The organism is Hymenobacter puniceus (assembly GCF_014333525.1).
Lineage (GTDB): Bacteria > Bacteroidota > Bacteroidia > Cytophagales > Hymenobacteraceae > Hymenobacter.
Window position 1 is genome coordinate 17,576 of sequence record NZ_JACSCX010000009.1, and the last position, 23,902, is coordinate 41,477.

Here is a 23,902-nt window from a genome sequence, read left to right on the forward strand (position 1 = left end):
ATTTCGTAGCGAAGGCCAACCCGCCTGGCAGCAGCGCTGACAAACGGGTTGGCCTAACGGTTTCGCCGGGTAGGCGGTTCCGGATTACTGCAGGTTAAACTTGGTCTTGATGGCGTTAATGGCCACGTCGGCCTGGGCATTGGTCAGGCTCCAGGCCCCGTTGGTGCCGGCGGTCAGGGGATTGAGAACCCCATCGGAGAAGGCCGCGTCGGCGCCGTACTTGGTGCAGAAGCGCAGCGAGTAGATGAAGCCGAGGCCTTCGCCCAAAGCGTGGGCCTTCACGGCCGGGTCGGAGGCGGCCTTCCAGTTGCTCAGGTACGACACGGCCGAGAGGGCAATGGTCTTTTCCAGCTCGGTGCGGATGATGGCGGCCTGGGCCTGCACGCCGGCGGCGTCGTTGTTAACGATGGCGGCGCGGCCTTTCAGGAAAGCCATGTACACGCCGGGCGACGCCGGGCCGTTCTTCTCATTCAGGTAGCCGGCCAGGAACCGCTCGCGGGGCGTCAGGTTGATGTCGGTGGTCATGATGGCGTTGCTGGTCAGGTAGCCGTAAGCCAGGTCCCAGTTGTGCTCCAGCTCCGAGTAAGCCTTGCCGTCCACCACTTTGCTGTTGTTGGCTTTCAGGGCGTTGTCGGTCAGCATTACGTTGCCAATCTGGTCGAGCAGCAGCGCGCCGAGCAGGGCCTTCTGAATCACTTGATTCACTTCGACACCTTTCTCGTCGACCAGGTAGCGGCCAATGCGACCGGCAACGCCGGGGGCAGCAACTTGGTTGACCGACTGGCTGGCGGTGGCCAGCTTGGTAATCTGCTGGTCCATGTAGGTACGAACAGCTTCGGCCTGCGTGCCGCTCATTGACGCAGCCGTGGTGGCGCGCAGCGACAAGCCCGAAGCGTTCAGGCCGGCCCCGGTGAAGTAGCTGCCCGTGTTGGCGTACATACCCCGCAATTTGGCTACATCCAGCGTCTGCGGTGCAGCCGGCGGCGCAACGGCTACCAGGGACATGTAGGTGTTAAACTCGGTGAACATGTCCAGCCGCTGGTTCGAAGTCACCAAGTCAACGGTGCTCTGGCCGCTGGCATCTTTAAACGACTCGGTGTAGCGCGAAGTAGCCGTCAGCGTGCTGGCATCCATCTTGGTGCGCAGGGCTGGGGCTGTTTCGTTGTCGTTCTTGTCACAGGAAGAGAAACCAAAGGCAAGGGCAACCAGCGCGAGCGAAGCGTATTTAAAGGACATGAAACGGGGGTTAGAGTGATGACAGGGCAAAGGTAATTTCTTATTTGGAATGATTACAGATAGTGGCAGAGTTTTTTACTTAGACAGATTTTAAACAACCACCCTTCGTCATCAACGGCAACTGCTTCACACCATGTTTTAGTAGCTTTTATGCTGACCATCCCCCCAGCTCCCGTTCCCTATCATAATGCTTTCATGAGGCTCAAACGCCATTTTTCAATGCTTTAAGCACTGCTAATCCCAGATTGAGTTCTTTGTTTGACACAAAGGGACAGAGGTAATTCGCCTAATTTGGAAGGTGAGTTAACCTTCGCTTGCATAATTTCAAGCAGCAAGGTTTTACTACGCTCAACTGCCTCACCTTACTCGACTACCTCACGGCCCAGTATCTTTTTCACCCAGTTGCGCAAGGCGTAAATCCGGGAGCTGAGGTAGCACTCGTTGCAGTGGCTGAAGTTCCACAGGCAGTCCACCGTATCGGTGAACAGGTGGAAAAGCAAGCCCACGGCGACCGGTTGCAAGGCCGGCAGCAGCAGGAGCAGCGCATACACCGGGAAGGCGTAAAACGAGTGCAGCGGATGATACCCCACGCTGCAGCGCAGCGGGTCGAAGATGGGCTTGGCCAGCAGGTGGTCCAGGTCCATGAGCATCGTGGCCAACATCATCAGGTAGGCGGCCTGCCACATCGCGGGGAAAAACACCAGCGCCAGCACCGCCGGAAAAAGAAAGTGCAGGCTGTAATGCACCAGTGTCTGGGCGCTGAACAGTTTGGTCGGGAATTGCCGGCGCAGCCCGCGTGGTGGCGTTGGCTGGGTAGCGCGGCGCACAGTGTCCCCGGGCGCTGCTTTGGCACTCTCCCGGCCCGGCTCGGCAGCCGGCGCCCTTTCGACTCGAGGCACAGGGACTTGCGAACTTATGACTGGAGGCTGCACAGCTACCTCTGTCCGCCGCGGCGGGGTGACGGGGCGCGCAGGGGCCGTGAGGACCGTGGCCGAGTCAACGCGCGGTGCCGGTCGCGGGTGGCGGTACCCGGCGGAAGCAGGGAACGCCGGGACAACAGCGGTCCGGCAACCGGCAAGCCCCAGGCCAACAGCCACGGATACGACAAGGCGGAAAACAGGCAGTGGGGGCATCGTGAACCTTTTCATGAAACGAGCCGGTGAGTGCCCCTGGGCTGCCCACCACTCATTAAAAGCAAAAAAGGCAGCCCGGGAAGAGCTGCCTTTGGGGAGAGGGCAAAGCCTATTGTTACCGGTTGCGCGTCAGCCAGTTTTGCAGCGTGGCAATCTCCTGGCGCTGGTCGGTGATGATGGCCTGCGCTAGCTGGCGCATTGTGGCGTTGCGGCCGTGCTGGAGCAGCGCCTCCGAGTTGTCGATGGCCGCCTGGTGGTGGTCTATCATCATTGCTGCGTAGTCCACGTCGGTGCGCATGGTCATGGTGCGGGCGTTGCTCGCGGCCATCATGCGGTCCATGTTGGTTTTCTGGATTTGGTTGAACTGCGGCACCAGCGGCTGCATGGGCTGGTGCCCACCCAGGAACGTGTTGAATTGCGTGATTTCGGCGCGTTGCTTGGTAATGACGTCCTGGGCGATGGTTTTCATCTCCTGGTTGCTGCCCGCGCGAAGCTCTTCCTCACTCATCCTGATGGCCGCGTCGTGGTGCAGCACCATCTGGGCGGCAAAGTCGTGGTCGGGGTCCTGGGTCTTGGCCTGCGCGTCCATCTGCGTCATCATGTCCATCATGATTTTCATCAGCGGAGTGTCGTGCTTCATGTCGTCCATGTCGTGGTCCATTTTGCAGGCCGAAAACAGGGAAACAAGCACAAGCAGGGACAAAATAGGCAAACGGAATAAGCGGTTCATGCGCACGGTCGGTGGGGTCTGATGGTGAGCATTATAAACGCCCCGCCTACACGCCCGGTTTTTACACCGTTGGCCTTTTTCCTTGCATAATTTCGGAGGCTACAGCAGCGAGTCCAGGCTGCGTCGGGCGTGGCTGGCAGGCCCAAGCCGCTGAAATTCCGAGGGCGTCAGGCCCGTGACCTGCCCGAACTGCCGCGAGAGGTGGGCCGGGGAGCTATAGCCCAGCTGCCCGGCCACCTGGGCAATGCTCAACTCGCCGTAGCCGATGAGCTCCTTGGCCCGCTCCACCTTCTGGCGGATGATGAACTTCTCGATGGTCAGGCCTTCCTCCGACGAAAACAGGTGCGACAGGTAGTGATAGTCGCGCCCCAAATGCTGGACCAGGTAATCCGAGTAGGTCAGCAGGCGCGGGCCGGGCTCGGGATAATGAATGAGCGTCACCAGCAGGGTCTTAATCTGCTCCACGAGCTGGGCCCGGAGGTCTTCGAGCAGGGCAAAGCCCGCCGCCTGCAGGCTAGTTCGCACGGGCTCCAGGTCCGGCTCCTGGCCGTCGGCGGTGCTCACGTCGGCTTCGCCCAGCACCACGCGGTGCACCTTCAGGCCCAGGGCGGTTAGGTCTTCCGTCACCACCCGGATGCACTGGGGGCACACCATGTTTTTAATCAGCAGCCGGTGGGTGCCGGGGGCAGGCAGGGTGAAGCCGGAGCGGAGTTGGGAGTTCATGAGCGGCATCTATTTTACGACTAAGCTACCGCGCAGCATGCCCATGCCGCAGGTGAACGTAAAGGTACCGGCCTGCTGGGGCAGCAGCTCCACCAGCGTGGTCTTGAAAGCCGGCAGGTCGCGGCGGATGCTGAAGTCAGGCATCAGCAATTCCTCCGAGCAAGAGTTTTCCTCGTCCCGGTAGAAGCTCAGCTGCACGGGCTTGCCCCGTTCCACCTCAATCACGTCGGGCGAGTAGCCCCCCTTGACGGTGATGTCCACTTCCTGTACGCCGCTTGACGTGGAAACGGCCGCAGCCGTCTGGCGGGCGGAAAAGAAGAAGTACCAGATGACGAAGGCCGACAAGGCCAGCCCCGTCAAGGTCACGATGATTTCAGAGCTGTCCATAACTTAGTTTTTAGCGGGGGAGAAGCTGCGCAGGCGCAGCGAGTTGGTAAGCACCGACACCGAGCTCAGGGCCATGGCCCCGGCCGCGAGCATGGGCGACAGCAGTAGCCCGAAGAAGGGGTACAGAAGTCCGGCCGCGATGGGGATGCCCAGCGTGTTGTAGATGAAGGCAAAAAACAGGTTCTGCTTGATGGTGCGAATGGTTTGGCGCGAGAGCTCAATGGCCGTGACCACGCCTTGCAAATCCGAGCGCATGAGCGTGATGCCGGCCGCTTCCATAGCCACGTCGGTGCCGCCGCCCATGGCCAGGCCAATGTCGGCCTGGGCCAGGGCCGGCGCGTCGTTGATGCCGTCGCCCACCATGGCCACGATGCGGCCCTCGGCCTGCAGCTCTTTCACCTTACCCGCTTTGCCGCTGGGCAGCACCTCGGCGAAGTAGCGCTTGATGCCCACTTGCCCGGCCACCTGCGCCGCCGTCTGGGGGTTGTCACCGGTCATCATCACGACCTCCAGGCCCATGGCCTGCAGCCGTTTAATGGCCGCGGCGGAGGTGTCGCGCACGGTATCAGCTACGCCGATGAGGCCCACGGCCTGCTTATTGACAGCGACGTACAGCACGGTCTTGGCCTGGCCTAGCAGCTCGTCGGCCTGCCGGCGCACGGCGGCAGAAAGGGTGATGCCGGCCTCATCGAGCAGGCGGAAGTTGCCGATGAGCACTGCCTGCCCATTCACGGACGCCTGCGCCCCCTTGCCTTCGATGGCCTGAAAACCGGTGGCGGAAATCGCCATGGCCTGCTGGGCATCGGCGTAGCGCACCACGGCTTCGGCCAGTGGGTGCTCGCTCTGCCGTTCCACGGCCGCCACAACCTGCAGCAGCTGGCCCGCATCCTGTCCCTCGGCGGGCACGAAGTCCGTCACGGCTGGCTCACCGCGGGTGATGGTGCCGGTTTTGTCGAGCAGCACGGTGTTTACCTGGTGGGCCTTTTCCAGCGCCTCGGCGTTGCGGATGAGCACGCCGTGCTCGGCGCCCTTGCCGGTGCTGACCATGATGGCCGTGGGCGTGGCCAGCCCCAGCGCGCAGGGACAGGCAATGATGAGCACGGCCACGAAGTTGACCAGGGCCAGCGGCAGGCGGGCCTCCACGGGCGCCAAATCAAACCACAACACGAACGTCAGGATGGCAATGACCACCACCGTGGGCACGAAGATGGCGCTGACCTTGTCGGCCAGCCGCTGAATCGGAGCCCGGCTGCCTTGGGCGTCCTCCACCAGCTTCACAATCTGCGCGAGCATGGTGTCGGCCCCCACTTTTGTCACCCGGAAGCGAAAAGAACCGGTTTTATTCAAAGTAGCGCCAAACACCGGGTCGCCGGTTTTCTTCTCCACCGGCAGGCTCTCGCCCGTGAGCATGGCCTCGTCCACGGCCGACTGGCCTTCCTCGATGATTCCATCAGTAGCCACCTTCTCACCGGGACGCACTATGATGAGGTCATTGAGCTGCACCTGCTCGATGGGTACGTCCACTTCCTGGCCGTCGGGGCGCACCACCCGGGCCGTCTTCGCCTGCAAACCCATCAAGGCCTTGATGGCGGCGGAGGTCTGGGTTTTGGCGCGTAGCTCCAGCACCTTGCCCAGCAAAATCAGGGCAATGATGGTGGCCGTGGTGTCGTAATACACTTCGGGCATGATGCCCCGGCGCATAAACCAGCCCGGCACCACCGTAGCCGCGAGGCTGTAGAGAAACGCCGCGCCGGTGCCCACGGCAATGAGCGTGTCCATGTTGGCGGCCCGGTGCTTAAAGCCGTTCCAGGCCGAGGTGAAAAATTCGCGCCCGCTGTAAAACAGCACCGGCAGCGTCAGCACCAGCAGCCCATAATTCAACCACTGCATGTTGACGCGGGCCATCATGGCGGGCCAGAGCATGAGCATGCTCAAGGGCATGATGACGATGGCCAGCACCGTGGCTACCCAGAAACGACGCTTGAGCTTGACATAGGCTAGAGCCTTTTGTTGGTCGATTTCCGCTTGCCGGTCCGCGGCTGACGTATCGGGGGCCCGCTCGGTGACGCCGTAGCCGGCCTTGACCACGGCCTCTTTTAAAGTTGCTGGAGAGGCCTGCGTCGGCAGGTAGTCGATGGTGGCTTTTTCGGTGGCGAAGTTCACCATGGCCCGCTGCACGCCGGGCGTGCGGGAAAGGGACTTCTCGACGAAGGACGCGCAAGAGGCGCAGGTCATGCCTTCGATGTCCAGGGTTTCGGTTTTGGTAGTTGGTTCCATAGAAATAAGCAGCTGTGGTGCTGCAGTGGGCCGGGCAACGCGCTGTTGTCCGGGTTAGAAAGCACAGTACAAAGGAACGGCGCTCCCGCGGCGGGGTTGGTACGGAATCTCACTTGAAACTTGCATAATTTGCACGTGGCGGGCCGGTAATGGATTTACATAATCCGGCCGCAGGCTTGCATAATTTTGCGCTGGCCGAATGGGACCGTTTCGGCTAATCGCCACTTAAAACACCCTGGTGGCCCTTTGCGGCCCTTTTTTTCAGGTTAAGCGGCCACCCGCCGGGACGGCCCGGAAACTCTTTATTTAGAAATGGGGTAAATAGGCGGTACCGCCTTTTCGTGGAGAAGTCTACTTTTGCGGTTGCTTAGCGCCTCTCATGTTCCGTAGCCTGTTCCCTTTCCGCCGTTTGCTGGCGACGAGCTTCCTGCTCGTCTTCGTCAACGTGTTCGTGGGCCAGTGCTACTGCGCAACCCTGAACCCGGTGCAAGCGGCCCCGCTGGCTAAGGTCACCCCGCCGCAGAAGCCTTCGCATCCCGGCTGCCACGGTCACGGCAAAGGCCCGGCCCAGCAGCAGCCCACAAAGGCCAAGCATGACCATGCCAAGCACAACTCCAAGCCTGCGGGCCAGGATGACTGCTGCAAGGACAACTCGGCCGCTATTCTTAAGTCGCTCGCCACGCCTAGCGAAAAGCAGCTGCTGGCGTCCGCGCCGGCCCTGCTGCCGGCCAGCAGTGACTTCTTTTTCCGGCCCGCGGCCGGCGAGTGGGACCGCACGCACTCGGTCGTTCTGGTGCTCCGCGAGCACCTGCCCCCCAAAATACCCGACATCCGAATCTTTATTCAGTCCCTGACGGTCTGATTGATTTGACGTGCCCAAGGCTCGCCCTGGCATAGCGCTGCTATGTCCGGGGCGGGCCTTTGCGTTGTCGTGTCCGCCCGGCGCCCGGTTGCGCCCCCCTCCCTCATCTTCCTGGTTTTACCCCGCCCAACAATGAAGAGTTGTTGCGAAGAAGCCGGCGCCCCCGCTCGCAAAGGACCGGTTCGCCGCCTGCTTTCCTACCTGCTCTACGCCGTGGTCGCCGCCGTGCTGGGCTTCGTGCTCTGGCAGCAGTGGCAGGCCTAACGCCGCGCCGAGAGCCCCCGGGCCAGCTGATTCCAGCGCCCTTACCTGTTCAACCCTATTCCCTTTTTATGTACCGCATACCGCTTTCCCTGCTGGCCTTGGCCAGCATCCTTACCGTCACCAGCTGCTCGTCCGAATCGGAGTCCAGCAAAACCACCGACACCGTCACCACGCCCACCAACGGCCCGGCCGAAGGCACCGCCGAGCACGGCGGCGGGCACACCTACGCCTGCCCCATGCACCCCGAGGTGACCAGCACCAAGGAGGGCGAAAAGTGCCCCAAGTGCGGCATGAACCTGGAGCACAACGACAAGGTGGCCAACGGCAAAACCTACGAGATGAAGCTCGTGCCCACGCCCACGCAGGTGACGGCCGGGCAGCCCACCACCCTGGCCTTCACCCCCGTGGAAACGGGCAAGGGCTCAGCCCCTGTGCCGCTGGACGTGGTGCACGAGAAGAAGATTCACCTCATCATCGTCAGCAAAGACCTCGGCCAGTTCTACCACGAGCACCCCGAATACACCGCCGACGGCGACTACAAGGTGCAGTACACCTTCCCCAAGGGCGGCGAGTACGTGCTGTTTCAGGACTATACGCCCACCGGCGCGGGCCACCAGCTGGGGCGCCAGCCCCTCACGGTAAAGGGCGCGGCCTATGCCCCGGTCAGGTTTAAAAATGACGACATGCAGTGGGAAAAGGACGGCTACAAGGCCACGCTTGCCTTTGATAAGGATTTGAAGGTGGGCCAGCTGCTGGGCATGAAAATCAACATCAGCAAGGATGGCCAGCCGGTAACCGACCTGGCTAACTACCTCGGCGCGCTGGGCCACGTGGTGGTCATCAGCGAAGACACCGAGCAGTACCTGCACGTGCACCCCAACGACCAGGCCGACAAGGGCCCCAACATCGGCTTCAACACCAATTTCGAAAAGCCCGGCCTCTACCGCGTCTTCCTGCAGTTCAACCACGCGGGCAAGATTCACACCGGCGACTTCACCGTCAACGTGAAGGCCTAGCGTGCGGGCTTGGCCCCATCCCTGCTTTCCCACTTCATTTTTCCACTTACCCCAACCAAACCCATGAAAAAGTCCGCTTTTTTCCTCGCCGCCCTCTGCTCGGGCTCCCTGCTGGTGGCCAGCTGCAGCAACGACAAAGCTGCCGATTCAACGGCCACGACCACCGAAACGACCACCACCGAAGGCGTCGCCTCCGGTGATATGGCCGGTATGGACCACTCGGCCGGGGCCGCGGGCAGCGCCGCCGCGGGCGGAGACTCCCCCCTGATGGCCTCGATGAATGAGATGATGCAGAAGATGGAGGCCAGCAAGCCCAAGGGCAATACTGACCACGACTTTGCACACCACATGCTAGAGCACCACAAGGGCGCCGTGGCCATGGCCGACATTGAGCTGCGCGACGGCAAGGACGCCACCATGCGCCAGATGGCCGAGAAAATCAAAGCTGACCAGCTCAAGGAAATCACCGAGCTCGAAGCCGTGGCCACCCGCCTCGACAGCGCCCCCACCAACTACAAGCCCAACGACCCCGCCGACCCCTTCACCAGCAAGATGAAGGCCTCGATGGACGGCATGATGCAGAACATGCCCAAGCCCGTGGCTAACCCGGACATGAACTTCAACATGCTCATGACGGTGCACCACCAAAGCGCCGTGGACATGGCCAAAGCCGAGCTGGCGCACGGCAAGGACACCAAGCTCAAGGAGATGGCCCAGATGATGATTACCGCCCAGGAGAAGGAAATCGCTGATTTCAAGGCCTGGCACGACCAGAACACCGACAAGATGTAATTCCCGGCAGCCGGTGGCGCCGCCGCGTGGCGGGTGCCACCGGCTGCCATCCTCACCCATCCCCACCATAACAGCTATCCCGTTTCCCATGAAGATTGTAAAGATTTCGTTCGTTGCTGCCGCGCTTTTCGCCCTCGCTCCCCTGGCCTCGCAGGCCCAGCACGCCCACGGCGCGGGTGCCGCAGACAAGCACATCGCCCCCGGCGAAACCCACGCCCACGCCTCGCCGCACGGCGGCATGGTGCGCTCGGCCAAGCCCTACCACATGGAGCTCGTGCAGCAGCCCACTGAGCTGCGCATCTACCTGCTGGGCGACAAGATGGCGGCCGTGCCGAACAAGACCCTGACGGGCTCGGTGATGGTACAGACCACCGACAACAAGACGACGACCGTGCCACTGACGGCCGGCGGCACCGACTACGTGGTGGCCAAGCTGCCCGCCGGTGCCAAAGCCCGCACCGCCATCGTGAGCCTGAAAAACGGCGAGCAGGCGCTGAACGTGCGCTTCGACAAGCTGGACACGGCGGTCAAAGCCGGCAAGTCGGTGTCGGCTGCCTACACCTGCCCCATGAACTGCGAAGGCTCGGCCAGCGACAAGCCGGGCAGCTGCCCGAAGTGCGGCATGGCCCTGGTCAAAAAGGCATAGACGGAGCCTGTTTTTCGGACGCAGTGCGTCCGGGCCCTTCTCCGTCTTGGGTCGTCTGCTGCTGCAACGGCGGGCGGCCCTCTGACTGGCATTAACCTGATTATATGAAGTATCTGAAAATGACAAATGGCGGGCGTTGGCTGCTGGTGCTGGCCCTGGTGCTGCTCGGGCTGAGCCCGGACGAGGTGCGCGCGCAAACGGTCGTGAGCCTGGACAGCGCCGAAGCCCAGACCCTGCGCCGGCACCCGCGGCTGCGGCAGTCGGACCGGGAAATCGAGGAGCAGCGTGCCCTCAAGCGGGGCTCGTTTGCGCCCGCCAACCCGGACTTTTTGTTCTCGGCCCCCACGGGCGAGATGTGGGCCCCGGGCGTGGTCCAGACTATCGACCTGCCCAACGTTTACCGGCAGCAGTCTAAGGTGGCGCAGGCCGGCATTACCCTGGCCGAGCGCAACCGCGACGTGAGCCGGGCCAGCGTGCTGCGCGACACCCGCCTGGCGTACTTAAGCCTCCAGTTCGCGGAGGCGCAGGTGCGGCAGCTCACCTACCAGGATAGCTTGTTCCGGGTATTGAGCCTGGCTACCGAGCGCCTGTTCAAGGCCGGTGAAGTCACCTCGCTGCAGCGCATCAGCACCGACGCCGAAGCCCGGCAGGTGACCGTGCAGCTGCAGCAAGCCACCGCCGACCGGCAGGCCGCCCAGCGCCGCCTGGGCTTATTGCTGGGGCGGCCCAACGAAGCGCTGGCCACCAGCACTGACCTGGGCCGCACCGGCGCGGAGCTGGCCCAAACGGGCACCGCGCTACTCGCGGGTCTGCCTGCCGAAGACAGCAGCGCCTTGGTGCGCAGTCCTACGCTAGCGGCCGCGGCCCAGAACGTAGCCTTGAGCCAGTCGGGCATCAGCTTGGTACGTGCCCGGCGCACCCCGGCGTTAACGGTGGGCTATCAGAACCAGGCCTTTGAGAACTCCGCCATCAAGTACCGCTTCCAGTTTGGCGTGTCCGTGCCCATCTGGTTCTGGACCTACCGCTCCCAGCTGCAGGCGGCTACCGCCCGCTCTCAGGCGGCCAGCTACCAGCTGCAGGCCCAGCGCCTGGAGCTCAGCAGCCAGTACCAGCAGGCCCTGGCCGATACGCGCAAATTCTCCGCTTCGCTGGGCTACTACGAGCAAACCGGCCTGCCGCAGTCGCGGGCCATCATCAGCCAGTCCCAGCGCCTGTTCCGGGCCGGGGAAGTGAGCTACCTGCAGCTCATTTTGAGCTTGAACCAGGCTTTTGCCATCCAGAACACCTACCTGACCACCATCCGCGACTACCGCCAGGCTTTGGTCGAGCTTAACTACCTGCGGGGCGAATAACCGTCAACCATCATGAAACAACTCCTGATTTTGCTGCTGGGCCTGCTGCTGTGCGGCACAGCCTACGCCCACGGGGGCGAGGACCACGGCGACGGACCCAAAGCGGGCACGGCCGCGGGCGCGACGTCGTTTTCGGTGGCCGCGCTCTCCGAGCAGTTCGAGGCGCTGCTGCGCTACGAGCCCCTGGAAGGGGGTAAGCCCGCCGATTTGCGCCTGTTCCTGTCCGACTACGCCACCAACGCCCCCATCAAAGGCGCCAAGCTCACGCTTACCACCCCGGAAGATGCCAACCTGAAGTGGGCGGTGACCGAGCAGGAGCCGGGCGTGTACCTCGTGGAAGGCCAGTTTCCGGCCAACAAGGCCTACAGCTTCGCCCTCAACGTCGTGGCCGGCGAGACGGCCGACCTGCTGCTGCTCGAAGGCATCAAGGTCGGCGAGAAGCTGCCCGTGGCGGCCGCCGCCCCCGTCGCGGCCACGTCGCTTTTCTCGTCCTGGAAAACCATCCTGGCGTTGGTCGGCGCCTTTGTGCTGGGCATCGGCCTCACGGCCCTGCTCATGCGGCGCCGGCGCCAGCCCCCGGAGCCCGCGCTGCAAACCTCGGAGCAGGCGTTGACGGCCAGCCGCCGCACCCCCTTTCCTTAATGCTACCCCGATATGAAAACCAAGCATAAATTCCTGGCGGCCACGGCCGCCGCGGGACTGGTACTGACGGTACTGCTCCCTCCCCCCGGCCTGGTACAGGCGCACGGGGGCGAAGACCACGGCGGCACGGCCAAGGCCAGCACCGGCGTAGCGTCCACCGACGAGGTGCTGCTGCCCAAGGAAAGCCAGTTCCTGTTCGAGGTCCGCACCAGCCTAGCTGCCTTCTCGACTACTTACAGCCGGGCTACGCTCTACGGCACGGTATCGGCCGCGGCTGGTGGCGAAGGCCGCGTGGTGGTGCCCCAGACGGGGCGCATCGTGAGTCTCGCTGCTCAGGTTGGTAAGACGGTGCGCGCCGGGCAGACGCTGGCCGTTATCGAGCAAACCCTGGACGCCACCCAGCAAATCGGGCTCAGCACCGAGCGGGCCAACGCTCAGGCCGAGCTGAGAGCGGCCCAGCAGGACTACGCCCGCCTGCAAAGCATCGCCGACATCGCCGCCCGCAAAGACGTGGTGGCCGCCGAGCTGCGCCTGCGCCAGGCCCGCCAGAACGCCAGCATCCAGAACGGCCAGGCCGGCCAGCGCCGCGTGTCCATCACCTCGCCGGTGAGTGGTACCGTGGACGTGTTTAACCTGGCCGTGGGCCAGCAAGTCAACCAGGGCGACGAGTTGTTCCGCGTCATCAACCCCGGCAAGCTGCGGGTGGAAGCTCAGGTGTTTGCCCAGGATTTGGCTAAGGTCACGCCCGGCGCCCGGTTTCGGGTCGAAGGCCTGCAGGGCCAGTCCGGTGTACCCGCCAGTCTCGTGGTATTCTCGAACGTGGTGAATCCGGTGAACCAGGCCCGACAGCTGGTGCTGGAGCTCGATGCCGCCGAAGGCAGCGCCTACCGCGCCGGTCAGGCCGTGAACGTGCAGGTGGTGGGCCAGACCGGCGGCGGTACCCCGCAGCTGGTGGTGCCCACTTCGGCCATTACCGATTTGAATGGCAAGCCCGTGGTGTTCGTGCACACCGAGCCCGAGCGCTTCAAGATTCGCTTCGTGCAGCCCGGGGCCGTCAACGGCCAGCAAACGGTGCTGGTGCAGGGCCAAGTCAACGAAAACGACCGGGTGGTGACCACCGGCACCTACCAGCTCAAATCCATTTACCTCAATCAATAGGTACCGCTCCGCGGTGACTGCTTCCTCCTTCCCCATGAAAAACCTCTTTGCTCCCGTGGTGCTGACCGCCACGCTTTCACTTGCCACTGCCAGCGTGCAAGCTCAGACGGCCCCGGCCGCCAGCTCCGCCGACGAGGCCGCCGTGAAAGCGGTGCTGACCAAGTACCAGCAGGCCGTGCAAAAGCTCGATACCACGGGCACCGCCCGCCTGTTCACGGCCAACTCCCAGGTGTTCGAGTCGGGTGGGGTGGAAGGCACCTACCGGCACTACGCCGAGCACCACCTGGCCCCGGAGCTGAGCGAGTTCAGTGCTTTCACCTTCAGCGATTACAAAGCCGCTGTGCAGGTAGACGGTCCCTACGCCTTCGCGACGGAAACCTACACCTACACCATCAACCTCAAGAAAGACCCCAAGGAGAAAGAGGCCAAGGCGCCCATCGTGCGCCGCGGGGTGGCCACGTCCGTGCTGCGCAAAAACGCCGCCGGTCAGTGGCAAATCATGAGCACTCATACCTCGGCCCGCACTCCCCGCGTCAAAAAATAAGCTGTTCGGCAGGCTTGGGCGACTGCCCGGTTCGCTGCCTATTCCGGGAGGAGAGGGGCCCCACCCGGCCGCTCTCGCTTCTTCCTCTTTGCGCTAACCACCGATGCTAGACAAGATAATTCGCTTTGCCCTGCAGAACCGCCTGCTCATGCTGGCTTTTGCCGTGGGACTGCTCATTGCGGGTAGCTACACCGCAAATCAACTACCCGTGGACGTACTGCCCGACCTGGACCGGCCCCGCGTAACGGTGTTTCTGGAAGCGCCCGGCATGGCCCCCGAAGAAGTGGAAGCCCTGGTGACACTGCCCGTGGAAACCGCCCTGAACGGCGCCACCGGCGTGTCGGCGGTGCGCTCCAACTCAGCCATTGGCCTCGGGATGGTGTTCGTCGAGTTCGACTACGGCACCGACATCTTCACCGCCCGCCAGATAGTTAGCGAGAAGCTGCAAACCACAGGCGAGCAACTGCCCCAGGGCGTTACGCCGGTGCTGGGCCCCATTTCCTCGGTCATGGGGCAAATAATGCTGGTCGGGCTGTCGGGTGGGAAGGAGACGAACGCGGCCGACCTGCGCACGCTGGCCAACTACACCGTACGCCAGCGCCTGCTCAGCATCCCCGGCGTGGCCCAGGTCATTCCCATCGGCGGCGACAACCTGCAGTACCAAGTGCTGCTGGATATGCCCCGCCTGAACGCCACCGGCTTGACCGTGAACCAGGTGGAAGAAGCCCTGCGCCAGTCCAACCTGAACACCACTGGCAACTTCTTCGACCGCAACGGCTCGGAAGTGCTGATTCGCAACCTAGGCCGGCTGCGCTCGGTGGCCGACATTGAAAATATCATCGTCGGCTACCGCGAGCAGTCCCCTATCCGGGTAGCAGACATTGCTAAGGTGGAATTCGGGGCCCGCTTCAAGCGCGGCGACGGCAGCGTGAACGGCAAGCCGGCCGTGATTCTGAGTATCGAAAAGCAGCCGGGCGCGGCCACCGTGGGTTTGACCGAAGCGGTAGAAAAAGCCCTGGTCGAGCTGAAGCCCTCGCTGCCCAAGGACGTGCAGGTCAATACCCGCTTGTTCAAGCAGTCCGAGTTTATCGAGTCCTCGATTACCAACGTGGAGGAAGCCCTGCGCGACGGCGCCATTCTGGTCGTCATCGTGCTGTTTGCCTTTCTGCTGAACGTGCGCACTACGTTCATCTCGCTGGTGGCCATTCCGCTGTCCTTGCTGGTCACGGCGCTGGTGTTTCGCTTTGCCGGCATTAGCATCAACACCATGACGCTCGGCGGCCTGGCCATTGCCATCGGCGAGCTGGTGGACGACGCCATTGTGGACGTGGAAAATGTGTACCGCCGCCTGCGCGAAAATAAGCAGAGGGCGAACCCACAGCCGGTTCTGAAAGTCATTTACTCGGCCAGCTCCGAGGTGCGCAACTCCATTGTGTACGCCACCATCATCGTGGTGCTGGTGTTCCTGCCGCTGTTTGCGCTGGAAGGCATGGAGGGCCGCATTTTCGCGCCGCTGGGCATTGCCTACATCACCAGCATTGTGGCCTCGCTGTTCGTGTCGCTCACCGTCACGCCGGTGCTGTGCTACTACCTGCTGCCCAAGATGAAGCAGATGGACCACCCCGAAACCGACGGCGGGCTGGTGCGCTGGCTCAAGAAAAAAGACACCCGCCTGCTCGGCTGGGGCCTGCAGCACCCCAAAGCCATCCTTGGGGTGACCGGGGCGCTGTTCGTGGCGGCCATGACACTAATTCCCTTCTTCGGCACCGAGTTTCTGCCGCCCTTCAACGAAGGCTCGCTCACGGTCAACTTCTCGGCCCCGGCCGGTACCTCGCTCATCGAGTCCAACCGCCTGGGCAGCCTGGGCGAGCAGCAGATGCTCAAGATTCCGGAAGTGGCCTTCACCGCCCGCCGCACCGGCCGCGCCGAGCTCGACGAGCACGCCGAGTCGGTGAACAACTCGGAAATTGAGGTGGCTTTCAAGACCGAAGCCGAGCTGGAAAAAGAGGGCAGAACCATGCGCAGCCGCGACGAAATCCTGGCCGACATGCGCGACAAGCTCAGCTTGATTACGGGCGTGAACGTCAACATCGGCCAGCCCATTTCCCACCGCCTCGACCACCTGCTCTCGGGCGTGCGGGCCCAGGTGGCCATCAAGGTGTTCGGCAACGACTTGCTGGAGCTGCGCCGCTATGCCAACGAGGTGCGCACTGCCGCCAGCACGGTGCCCGGCGTGGTGGACCTGCAGGTGGAAAAGCAGGTGCAGATTCCCCAGCTGCTCATCCGGCCCAAGGACGACGCCCTGCGCGCCTACGGCATGGCGCGCGGCGAAGTGGTACGCGACCTGGAAACCCTGTTTCAGGGGGCGGTAGTGTCGCAGATGCTCGACGGGCAGAAGCGCTTCGACCTGGTGGTGAAGCTGCCCGAAGCCCAGCGCAACGACATTGCCGCCATCGGCCAGACGCGCATCGAAACGCCCAGCGGCGCCATGATTCCCGTGAGCCAGGTGGCCGACATCGTCTACGAACCGGGCCCGAACACCGTCAACCACGAAAACACCCAACGCCGGATTACCATCTCGCTCAATGTGGCCGAGCGCGACCTGGGCTCCACGGTCAAGGAAATTCAGGCTAAGGTGAATTCGCAGGTGAAGCTGCCGCCGGGCTACTACCTCACCTACGGCGGGCAGTTCGAAAGCCAGCAGTCGGCCTCGCAGAAGATTCTCTGGCTGAGCTTGTTTTCGCTGGCCGGCATTTTCCTGGTGCTGTTCTCGCACTTCAAGTCCAGCTACATGGTGGGACAGATTATGCTCAACATTCCGCTGGCCCTCATCGGCTCGGTGGTGGCGGTGCTGCTCACCGGCGGCACGTTCAGCATTGCCTCACTGGTGGGTTTCATCACGCTCACTGGTATTGCCTCGCGCAACGGCATCATGATGATTTCGCACTACATCCACCTCGTGGAGCACGAAGGGGAGAAGTTCGGCATCCCGATGATTATCCGCGGCTCCTTGGAGCGGCTGGTGCCCGTGCTGATGACGGCCCTGGTAGCGGCCCTGGCCCTGGTGCCGCTCACGCTGGCCAAGGACGCGCCGGGCAAGGAAATCCTCTACCCGGTAGCCACCGTCATCCTCGGTGGCCTGCTCAGCTCCACCTTCCTCGACATCATTGTGACGCCGGTAGTGTTCTGGCTGGTAGGGGAGAAGGCCCTGGCGCAATACTTCGCCTCCCACCAGGAAACGGGTTTGGATGACCACCCGCAGGAGCTTGACGCGCAGCCGCTCACCCCACCCTCGGATTTGAATCCGGTGCTGCCCATCCGCTAGGCGATGCTGCACGCTTTTCTGCACATCACGGTGCCGGGGCTGTATGCCCTGGCCTTTCACCGCCCCCACTGGCGGCGGATTTGGGCGGTGCTGGCCGCTGCCCTGCTGCTGGACCTGGACCACTTATGGGCCACGCCCTTCTATGACCCGAACCGCTGCAGCATCAACTTCCACACCTTTCACACCTACTGGGCCATCGGCGGCTACGCGCTGCTCTTGCTGCCCGCCCGCACGCGCATCTGGGCCGTGGGCTTTCTGCTGCACATGGTGCTGGACTACACCGAATGCTGGCAGCGCGGCATTTACCTGCCTTAATCTTTCTTGCTAATGCCCAATAGCCCCGATTCTGCTTTGCCCACCACCGTGCTTTACATCAAGCACATGGTGTGCGCGCGCGGTATTCGGGTAGTGCGGCAGGAGCTGGAGGGAATCGGATTGCAGGTACTCGACGTGCGCCTGGGCGCGGCCACGGTAGCGGGCACGGCCGAAGAGCTCGACTGGCCCCGCCTGCGGGCCACGCTGGAAGCGGCCCGGTTTGCGCTGCTTGAAACCTTCCACCAGACCTTGGTGGAACGCGTGACCGTGGCCGTGAACCGCCTGCTGCGCGAGCCCGGCGAAAGCCTGCGGCACCGGGCCTTTGGGGCGGCCGTGGCCCGGGAGCTGGGCCTGACCTACGGGCAGCTCAGCGCCGCCTTTGCCCGCCTAGTGGGCGACAAGACGCTGGCGGCCTACATTCTTAGTCAACGCCTGGCCTATGCCCAGGAGCTGCTGCTTTCCTCTTCTCTGAGCGTGGGCCTCATTGCCCGGCGCCTGGGCTATGCCAGCCTGGCACATTTCTCCGGCCAGTTCCGGCGTTTGGCCCGCTGCTCGCCTTCCGCGTATCGCCGCCTGCTGCGGGCCGAAATGATTCCAGTAGTCAGCGAGGCGGCCCCAAATCATGCAAGGGAAGGAGAGTAATATGTAAAACCGTAGGCCACAGAGCAGGTATACTTAGGCAGCGACCCGGTTGGGTTGCCTCGTTCGTTCACCTACACCCCTTTCCCATGCATACCCAAAACCAAAGCCTGCTCGACGCCCTCAATGCCTGTATCGCCGCCTGTGAGCATTGCGCCACGGCCTGCCTGCAGGAAGACAACGTGAAGATGATGGCCCGCTGCGTGCTGTTGGACCGCGACTGCGCCGACATCTGCGCCCTCACGGCCCGCTTCACTGCCCGCGGCTCGGAGCACGCCGCCCATCTGCTGCGCGAGTGCGCTGAAATCTGCAAAGCCTGCGCCGACGAGTGCGAGAAGCACGGTGCTCACTCCGAGCACTGCCGCGAGTGCGCTGAGGCGTGCCGCCGCTGCGAGCAGGCCTGCCGTCAGGGCATTGCCGCTTAATTATTCCGGAAACCATGTGAAGCCAGCCCGTCACGTACGGGCTGGCTTTTTCGTGGGCAACGGCGGGAAATTATGCTGTTTCGCGGCCTAATTCTGTACGCCTGTCCTGAGCGACGCCCCTACTTTTACGGGGTCGTTTACCCCCTCAACCGCCCTGCTGATGACGATGGCTCCCGCCCTGCGCAAATTCATGCTCACCGCCCACATCACCTTTTCGGTGGGCTGGCTGGGTGCGGTGGCCGTGTTTCTGGCCCTGGCCATCACCGGCCTGACCAGTTCCGACGCGCTGCTGGTGCGCACGGCTTACCTGGCCATGGGGCTGAGCGGCTGGTTTGTCATCGTGCCCTCCAGCCTGGGCTCATTGGCCACCGGCGTGGTGCAGGCATTGGGCACACCCTGGGGCTTGTTCAAGCACTACTGGGTCTTGGTCAAGCTGGTGCTCACGGTGGGCGCCACGCTGCTGTTGCTGCTGCACATGCAGCCCGTTACCTACCTGGCCGAGGTAGCCGCGAAAACCAACCTCTCGGCAAACGACCTGCGGAGGCTGCGCCTGCAGCTACTGGCCGATGCAGCTGCCGCGCTGGTGGTCCTGCTGGCGGCTACGGCCATTTCAGTGTACAAGCCCTGGGGGCGCATTGGCAAGTGGCGGCAGCAACAGCAGGCTCACGCCCAGGCTGTGGCCGCGGGCCACGCAACTGCGCTGCCGATGCCTTGGGGCCGCTATTTGCTCGTCGCCGGGCTGGTACTGTTGCTGCTCTTTGTCGTAGGCAAACACCTGTTAAACGGGGGCATGGGTCACCATTAAAGCGCGGCCTGCGCCGTTGCAACGAGGGCTGTCGGTGGAATAGCAGCTACAAATCATGCAAGCCTGAAGCCTAATTCTGTACCCCTTCCCGGGCACGTGCCGCTACTTTTGGGTGTTTTAATCCCGAACCCGCCCACCTAGGGCGCCACGCATTTACTCCCATGAAAACGCTCCATTTCAACACCAACATTAACTGCGGCGGCTGCATCAAAGCCGTAACGCCCACCCTCAATGGCGAGAAGGGCATCACTTCCTGGCAGGTCGACACGGCCAACCCCAACAAAGTGCTGACCGTGACCGGCGACGTGACCGAAGAGCAGGTGTTAGCCCTGGTGGAGGATGCCGGCTTCAAGGCTACCAAGGCCTAACTTCTCTTTTGAGTGCTACCCACGACGTACGGACCGTGGCTTCTTGAACGACCCCGCGGCCGTACCGGCGGGCCCATCTTAACCAGTAGAACCGATGAAACGCAAGATGATGATGTTCGGCGCCGCGGCGCTGCTCTCCGGCGGCGCCCTGTTTGGCTTCACCAGCCCCACAGCCACCGCGGCTGACTGCCCACTGAAGGGAACCCCCGATTGCCCGCTGGTGCAAAACTGTGCCCAGGCCGGCACTCCGGCCTGCACGGCGGGAGCTCCTAGCTGCTGCGCCGCTAAGTAAGCTACCCGATGCTGCTATAAAACGCCTGGCCCTGTGGCCGGGCGTTTTTGTTTAGGCACCCCTTGAGCGGCCTGCAGCCAGGACTGAGGCACCTACTCAGCTACCGTGGTGCTTGAAATTATGCAACTGGGTGGCCCTTTGCGTATAAACATTGTCGCGGTTTGACTCCGTATGGTACCCAACAGGGAAAGCATTGACCACTTGGCTAGGACCAGTGGTTGGCGCGGCCTCTCCATTACCCATTAGGATTTGCCCTGGCGCTGCTGCTTGCGGTGAGCCGGGGTTTTTCCGTGTACCGGCCTTATTCAATTCGGCTCTATGTTTTCAGATTTTCCCAATCTGCACCCCCTGGTGGTGCACCTACCCATCGTCCTTATTATGCTGGCCGCGGCATTGCAGGCCCTGCTGGTATTCAAGGACTGGCCCCAGGTGCGCTGGATTGCGCTGGCCGTAATGGCCGGGGGCTTCGCCGGGGCGGTGGCGGCCAGCACGGTGTTTCATGCCATGCCCCTGGGCTTGTCACCCCGGGCAGCGGCGGTATTCGCATCCCACGAAAAGTTTGCCAGCTACACCACCTGGCTCTCGGGCATCACGCTGCTGCTGGCCGGCATCGGATTTTACTTTAAGGTGCAGCGCCGGGCCTACGAGGTGCTGGTGCTGGTGGCGGCGGTGGCGGCGGCCGGCGCGCTTTCCGTGGCCGGGCACCGGGGCGCGCAGCTGGTGTACGTGGAGGGCGTGGGGCCTAAGGGCAACCTGCTCGACAAAAGCCACGGCCACGGCGGGGAAGAAGAGATGCCCGGCATGGACATGCCTACTTCCGATGCGGATGCTCATAATGAGGAGCCCAGCACGACCGACGGTACTCACCAACCATCGGCCACGATGCCGGACAACGCCCAAGCCGGAATGGAGGGCATGAACATGGACCCCAAGCCCGCCCAGCCAGGCCAGCGCAGCCGACCTATTGGTCAGATGGAAGGCATGAATATGCCCAACCAGCCGCGGGGCGGCCAATCGCAGCCGGCCCGTAGGGCCGCCCGGCCGGAAACCATGGCGGATATGCCGGGGATGGACATGCCCGGCATGGGCACGCCGCGCTCCTCTGCTCAAACGCCCGGCCGCAAAGCGCAGCCCGCGCCAATGGACATGGGCAACATGCCGAGCATGGACATGGGGCCCACCCGCCCGAAAAACACGTCCCGGAATCAGCCTGCCACGGGCAATATGGGCCCGATGAAGGGCATGGAAAACATGCCTGGAATGCAGCCCGCCGGCGGTCAAAAGCCCGGCGCAACTCGCCAACAACCGAACGACATTTCGGGAATGCCAGGCATGAAAAAGGGCGAGTCCATGCCCGGAATGGGCGATATGAAGGGGATGGACATGAAAAGCAAGGATGGGAAAGGCATGGACATGAAAGGCGCCGGAACCATGCCCGGCATGGCCATGCCCAGCCCGATGGACAAGTACCGCTTCGAGGACAACAACCCGGCGCGCACCCAACCCAAAAGCAATAACTAAGTGACGATGCGAGTACTCTTTCTACTGGCTGCGCTGCTGGCCAACCTGCCCGCCTGGGCGCAGAGCATGCCGGGCATGCGCATGGGCAAGGGCACCGAGCCCCACCTGACCCAGTCCGCGCCCCCGGCCGCCGAGCTGCAAGGCAAAGTCGTGACGCCCCGCACGAGCTACGTAGGCAAGCGGGTAGAATACGACTTATACGTCGACGAGCGCCTGGTCAACTTCACCGGCCGTACCCGTCGCGCCATCGGCATTAACGGCCAGATTCCGGCCCCCACGCTCACCTTCAACGAGGGCGACACGGCCGTAATTCGGGTGCACAACCAGATGCACATGGAAACTTCCATCCACTGGCACGGCATCCTGCTGCCCAACGAATACGACGGCGTACCCTACCTCAACACGGCCCCGGTCGAGCCCGGCGGCACCCACACGTTTACGTTTCCCCTGATTCAGAGCGGCACCTACTGGTACCACTCCCACACCATGCTGCAGGAACAGGACGGGGTGTACGGCTCCATCGTCATTCACCCCAAGCGCATACCCTACGAGATGAAGGAGTACGTGCTGGTGCTCTCCGACTGGACCGACCACAAATCCAAGGAAGTGCTGCGCTACCTTAAGCGCACCGGCGAGTGGTTTGCGGTGCAGAAGGGGGCCACCCAGAGCTACGGCGAGGCCCTGGCCGCCGGCTACTTCAAAGACAAGCTCAAGCAGGAGTGGGGCCGCATGCCGGCCATGGACCTGACCGACATCTACTACAACAAATTCCTCACTAACGGGCAGGAAAAGGGCTACTTCAAGGATGCCAAGCCCGGGGAAGTGGTGCGCCTGCGCGTCATCAACGGCAGCGCCTCGTCGTACTTTTTCCTGCAGTACGCCGGCGGCCCCATGCAGGTCATCGCCGCCGACGGCATCAACGTGGAGCCCTTCCCGGTTACCAAGCTCGAAATAGCCACGGCCGAAACCTACGACCTGCTGGTGACCGTGCCCGCCATGGGCGCGGCCGAATTCCGGGCCACGGCCAACGACATTACGGGCTACACCTCCACCTACATCGGGGCGGGCGAGCCGATGAAAGCGCCCGACCTGCCCCGCATCAACTACTTCCAGATGATGCGCGAGATGAACAGCATGGAGGGCATGAGCGGCATGGACATGGGCGGCGCCGGCATGACCAAAGAGCAGAGCAGTGGGGAGATGAAAGGCATGAATATGAAAGGGATGGACATGTCGGGCAGCCACGGGCAGAAGCCGGCCAGCCCGGCGGCAGGCTCGGCGATGCCGGGCATGGACATGCAGCACGGGGCCGCGCCCGCCGCCACGGCGCCTTCGCCGCAGAACCGCCCCCAGAACGCCCAGGAGAAAGCCGGCAAGAGCATGGGCAGCATGCAGGACATGGGCAGCATGGCGGGCATGGACATGGGGGGCATGAGCGGGATGGCTGGCATGGGCGGCAGCGCGGGCGATTTCAACTACAACCAGCTGCGGGCCCTTAATCCCACCACCCTCGACTCGACCAAGCAGTGGCGGGAAATCAACCTGACCCTGACCGGCAACATGCTGCGCTACGTGTGGTCATTCGACAACAAGACCCTGTCCGAGGCCGACAAGATTCCCATCCGCAAGGGAGAGAACGTGCGCATGACCTTCACCAACACCACCATGATGCGCCACCCCTTGCACCTGCACGGGCACTTTTTCCGGCTCGTCAACGCCCAGGGTGCCTACTCGCCCATGAAGCACACCTTCGACATTCAGTCCATGGGCAAGGTCACCATCGAATTCGACGCCAACGAGGAGCAGGACTGGTTTTTCCACTGCCACATCCTCTACCACATGATGGCCGGCATGGCCCGCATCGTGAGCTACGAGGGTACCCCGCAGAACCAGTACGCCCGCACCGACTACAAGGAGCTAAAGAAGGAAGATAACCGGCCCTACCTCTGGGCCGACCTGATGGCGCACTCGCAGGGCGCTTTTCTGGAAAGCACGCTCTCCAACAACCGCAACGCGCTCGAATTCGAGGGCCGGGTAAACTACCAGGGCAACTTCGAAACCGAAACCCACCTGCTGCGCTACCTCGACAACCGGCAGTTTCTCGCTGCCTTCGTCGGCTTTGATTACCGCAACAACCGCACGCTGCTGGCGGAAGGGGAGCGGAACACCAAAAACAACCGGCGGGTGTTCGACGTGGGCCTGTACTACCTGCTGCCGCTGCTCGTGCGCTCGGAGCTGCGCCTGGACAGCAACGGCAAGGTGCGCCTGCAGCTGGAGCGCACGGACCTGCCCCTGAGCAACAACTTCTTCGCCGACCTGCTGGTGAACACCGACCGGGAATACAACGTGGCCTTCCGCTACATGGTCAGCAAGTACGTGTCGCTGAGCACCAACTACGACAGCGACTACAAGTGGGGCGCTGGCCTGACCCTGCACTATTAACGGGCAGC

The 23,902-nt window shown here is 62.9% G+C and carries 24 protein-coding genes; 18 read left to right on the plus strand and 6 right to left on the minus strand.

Annotated features, from left to right (window positions below; genetic code table 11):
* Window positions 1–84: 84 nt before the first annotated feature.
* The 6 genes from H8B14_RS19045 to H8B14_RS19070 all read right to left on the minus strand — a co-directional run bounded on the left by H8B14_RS19045 (window position 85) and on the right by H8B14_RS19070 (window position 6,486).
* Window positions 85–1,236, minus strand: a complete 1,152-nt coding sequence (locus H8B14_RS19045; protein ID WP_187317267.1) for a DUF4856 domain-containing protein — start codon at window positions 1,234–1,236, stop codon at window positions 85–87.
* A gap of 362 nt (window positions 1,237–1,598) precedes the next feature.
* Window positions 1,599–2,135 carry a DUF6122 family protein gene (locus H8B14_RS20955; protein ID WP_315984853.1) on the minus strand — a complete coding sequence of 179 codons (537 nt, stop codon included), beginning with the start codon at window positions 2,133–2,135 and terminating at the stop codon, window positions 1,599–1,601.
* A gap of 349 nt (window positions 2,136–2,484) precedes the next feature.
* Window positions 2,485–3,060: a DUF305 domain-containing protein gene (locus H8B14_RS19055; RefSeq protein ID WP_187317268.1), complete on the minus strand. Its 576-nt coding sequence runs from the start codon at window positions 3,058–3,060 to the stop codon at window positions 2,485–2,487.
* Window positions 3,061–3,198: 138 nt separating this feature from the next.
* Window positions 3,199–3,822: a helix-turn-helix domain-containing protein gene (locus H8B14_RS19060; protein ID WP_187317269.1), complete on the minus strand. Its 624-nt coding sequence runs from the start codon at window positions 3,820–3,822 to the stop codon at window positions 3,199–3,201.
* 9 nt (window positions 3,823–3,831) lie between these two features.
* The gene (locus H8B14_RS19065; RefSeq protein ID WP_187317270.1) at window positions 3,832–4,209 is read right to left on the minus strand and encodes a cupredoxin domain-containing protein; all 378 of its coding nucleotides are present in this window, start codon (window positions 4,207–4,209) and stop codon (window positions 3,832–3,834) included.
* Window positions 4,210–4,212: 3 nt separating this feature from the next.
* A complete protein-coding gene (locus tag H8B14_RS19070) occupies window positions 4,213–6,486 on the minus strand; it encodes a heavy metal translocating P-type ATPase (RefSeq protein ID WP_187317271.1) in 2,274 nt (757 codons plus the stop codon).
* Window positions 6,487–6,865: 379 nt separating this feature from the next.
* On the opposite strand from H8B14_RS19070, the gene H8B14_RS19075 reads away from it, so the two are divergent.
* The 18 genes from H8B14_RS19075 to H8B14_RS19155 all read left to right on the plus strand — a co-directional run bounded on the left by H8B14_RS19075 (window position 6,866) and on the right by H8B14_RS19155 (window position 23,894).
* Window positions 6,866–7,348, plus strand: a complete 483-nt coding sequence (locus H8B14_RS19075) for a hypothetical protein (protein ID WP_187317272.1) — start codon at window positions 6,866–6,868, stop codon at window positions 7,346–7,348.
* 132 nt (window positions 7,349–7,480) lie between these two features.
* Window positions 7,481–7,612, plus strand: a complete 132-nt coding sequence (locus tag H8B14_RS21215; protein WP_261990102.1) for a hypothetical protein — start codon at window positions 7,481–7,483, stop codon at window positions 7,610–7,612.
* A 68-nt stretch (window positions 7,613–7,680) separates the two neighbouring features.
* A complete protein-coding gene (locus H8B14_RS19080; protein ID WP_187317273.1) occupies window positions 7,681–8,628 on the plus strand; it encodes a heavy metal-binding domain-containing protein in 948 nt (315 codons plus the stop codon).
* Window positions 8,629–8,691: 63 nt separating this feature from the next.
* Window positions 8,692–9,420 (plus strand): DUF305 domain-containing protein, encoded by a 729-nt coding sequence (locus tag H8B14_RS19085; RefSeq protein ID WP_187317274.1) that lies wholly within the window; start codon window positions 8,692–8,694, stop codon window positions 9,418–9,420.
* A gap of 88 nt (window positions 9,421–9,508) precedes the next feature.
* Complete coding sequence (locus H8B14_RS21220) at window positions 9,509–10,066, plus strand: heavy metal-binding domain-containing protein (RefSeq protein ID WP_187317343.1); 558 nt, start codon at window positions 9,509–9,511, stop codon at window positions 10,064–10,066.
* A 104-nt stretch (window positions 10,067–10,170) separates the two neighbouring features.
* Window positions 10,171–11,418: a TolC family protein gene (locus H8B14_RS19095; protein WP_187317275.1), complete on the plus strand. Its 1,248-nt coding sequence runs from the start codon at window positions 10,171–10,173 to the stop codon at window positions 11,416–11,418.
* Between the two features lie 12 nt (window positions 11,419–11,430).
* A complete protein-coding gene (locus H8B14_RS19100) occupies window positions 11,431–12,060 on the plus strand; it encodes a hypothetical protein (protein WP_187317276.1) in 630 nt (209 codons plus the stop codon).
* A gap of 12 nt (window positions 12,061–12,072) precedes the next feature.
* A complete protein-coding gene (locus H8B14_RS19105) occupies window positions 12,073–13,218 on the plus strand; it encodes an efflux RND transporter periplasmic adaptor subunit (protein WP_187317277.1) in 1,146 nt (381 codons plus the stop codon).
* A 34-nt stretch (window positions 13,219–13,252) separates the two neighbouring features.
* Window positions 13,253–13,762: a YybH family protein gene (locus tag H8B14_RS19110; protein WP_187317278.1), complete on the plus strand. Its 510-nt coding sequence runs from the start codon at window positions 13,253–13,255 to the stop codon at window positions 13,760–13,762.
* Window positions 13,763–13,865: 103 nt separating this feature from the next.
* Window positions 13,866–17,087, plus strand: a complete 3,222-nt coding sequence (locus tag H8B14_RS19115) for an efflux RND transporter permease subunit (RefSeq protein WP_187317279.1) — start codon at window positions 13,866–13,868, stop codon at window positions 17,085–17,087.
* A gap of 3 nt (window positions 17,088–17,090) precedes the next feature.
* Window positions 17,091–17,402 (plus strand): DUF6122 family protein, encoded by a 312-nt coding sequence (locus H8B14_RS19120; protein ID WP_187317280.1) that lies wholly within the window; start codon window positions 17,091–17,093, stop codon window positions 17,400–17,402.
* Between the two features lie 12 nt (window positions 17,403–17,414).
* Window positions 17,415–18,044: a helix-turn-helix domain-containing protein gene (locus H8B14_RS19125; protein WP_187317281.1), complete on the plus strand. Its 630-nt coding sequence runs from the start codon at window positions 17,415–17,417 to the stop codon at window positions 18,042–18,044.
* Between the two features lie 86 nt (window positions 18,045–18,130).
* A complete protein-coding gene (locus tag H8B14_RS19130; protein WP_187317282.1) occupies window positions 18,131–18,466 on the plus strand; it encodes a four-helix bundle copper-binding protein in 336 nt (111 codons plus the stop codon).
* 160 nt (window positions 18,467–18,626) lie between these two features.
* On the plus strand, window positions 18,627–19,271 hold the full coding sequence (locus H8B14_RS19135) for a hypothetical protein (RefSeq protein WP_222840656.1): 645 nt from the start codon (window positions 18,627–18,629) through the stop codon (window positions 19,269–19,271).
* A gap of 161 nt (window positions 19,272–19,432) precedes the next feature.
* On the plus strand, window positions 19,433–19,639 hold the full coding sequence (locus H8B14_RS19140) for a heavy-metal-associated domain-containing protein (RefSeq protein WP_187317283.1): 207 nt from the start codon (window positions 19,433–19,435) through the stop codon (window positions 19,637–19,639).
* Between the two features lie 94 nt (window positions 19,640–19,733).
* Window positions 19,734–19,931, plus strand: coding sequence for a hypothetical protein (locus H8B14_RS19145; RefSeq protein WP_187317284.1), 198 nt, complete (start codon window positions 19,734–19,736; stop codon window positions 19,929–19,931).
* A gap of 318 nt (window positions 19,932–20,249) precedes the next feature.
* On the plus strand, window positions 20,250–21,452 hold the full coding sequence (locus H8B14_RS19150) for a DUF2231 domain-containing protein (protein WP_187317285.1): 1,203 nt from the start codon (window positions 20,250–20,252) through the stop codon (window positions 21,450–21,452).
* Between the two features lie 6 nt (window positions 21,453–21,458).
* Window positions 21,459–23,894 carry a multicopper oxidase domain-containing protein gene (locus H8B14_RS19155; RefSeq protein WP_187317286.1) on the plus strand — a complete coding sequence of 812 codons (2,436 nt, stop codon included), beginning with the start codon at window positions 21,459–21,461 and terminating at the stop codon, window positions 23,892–23,894.
* Window positions 23,895–23,902: the final 8 nt, after the last annotated feature.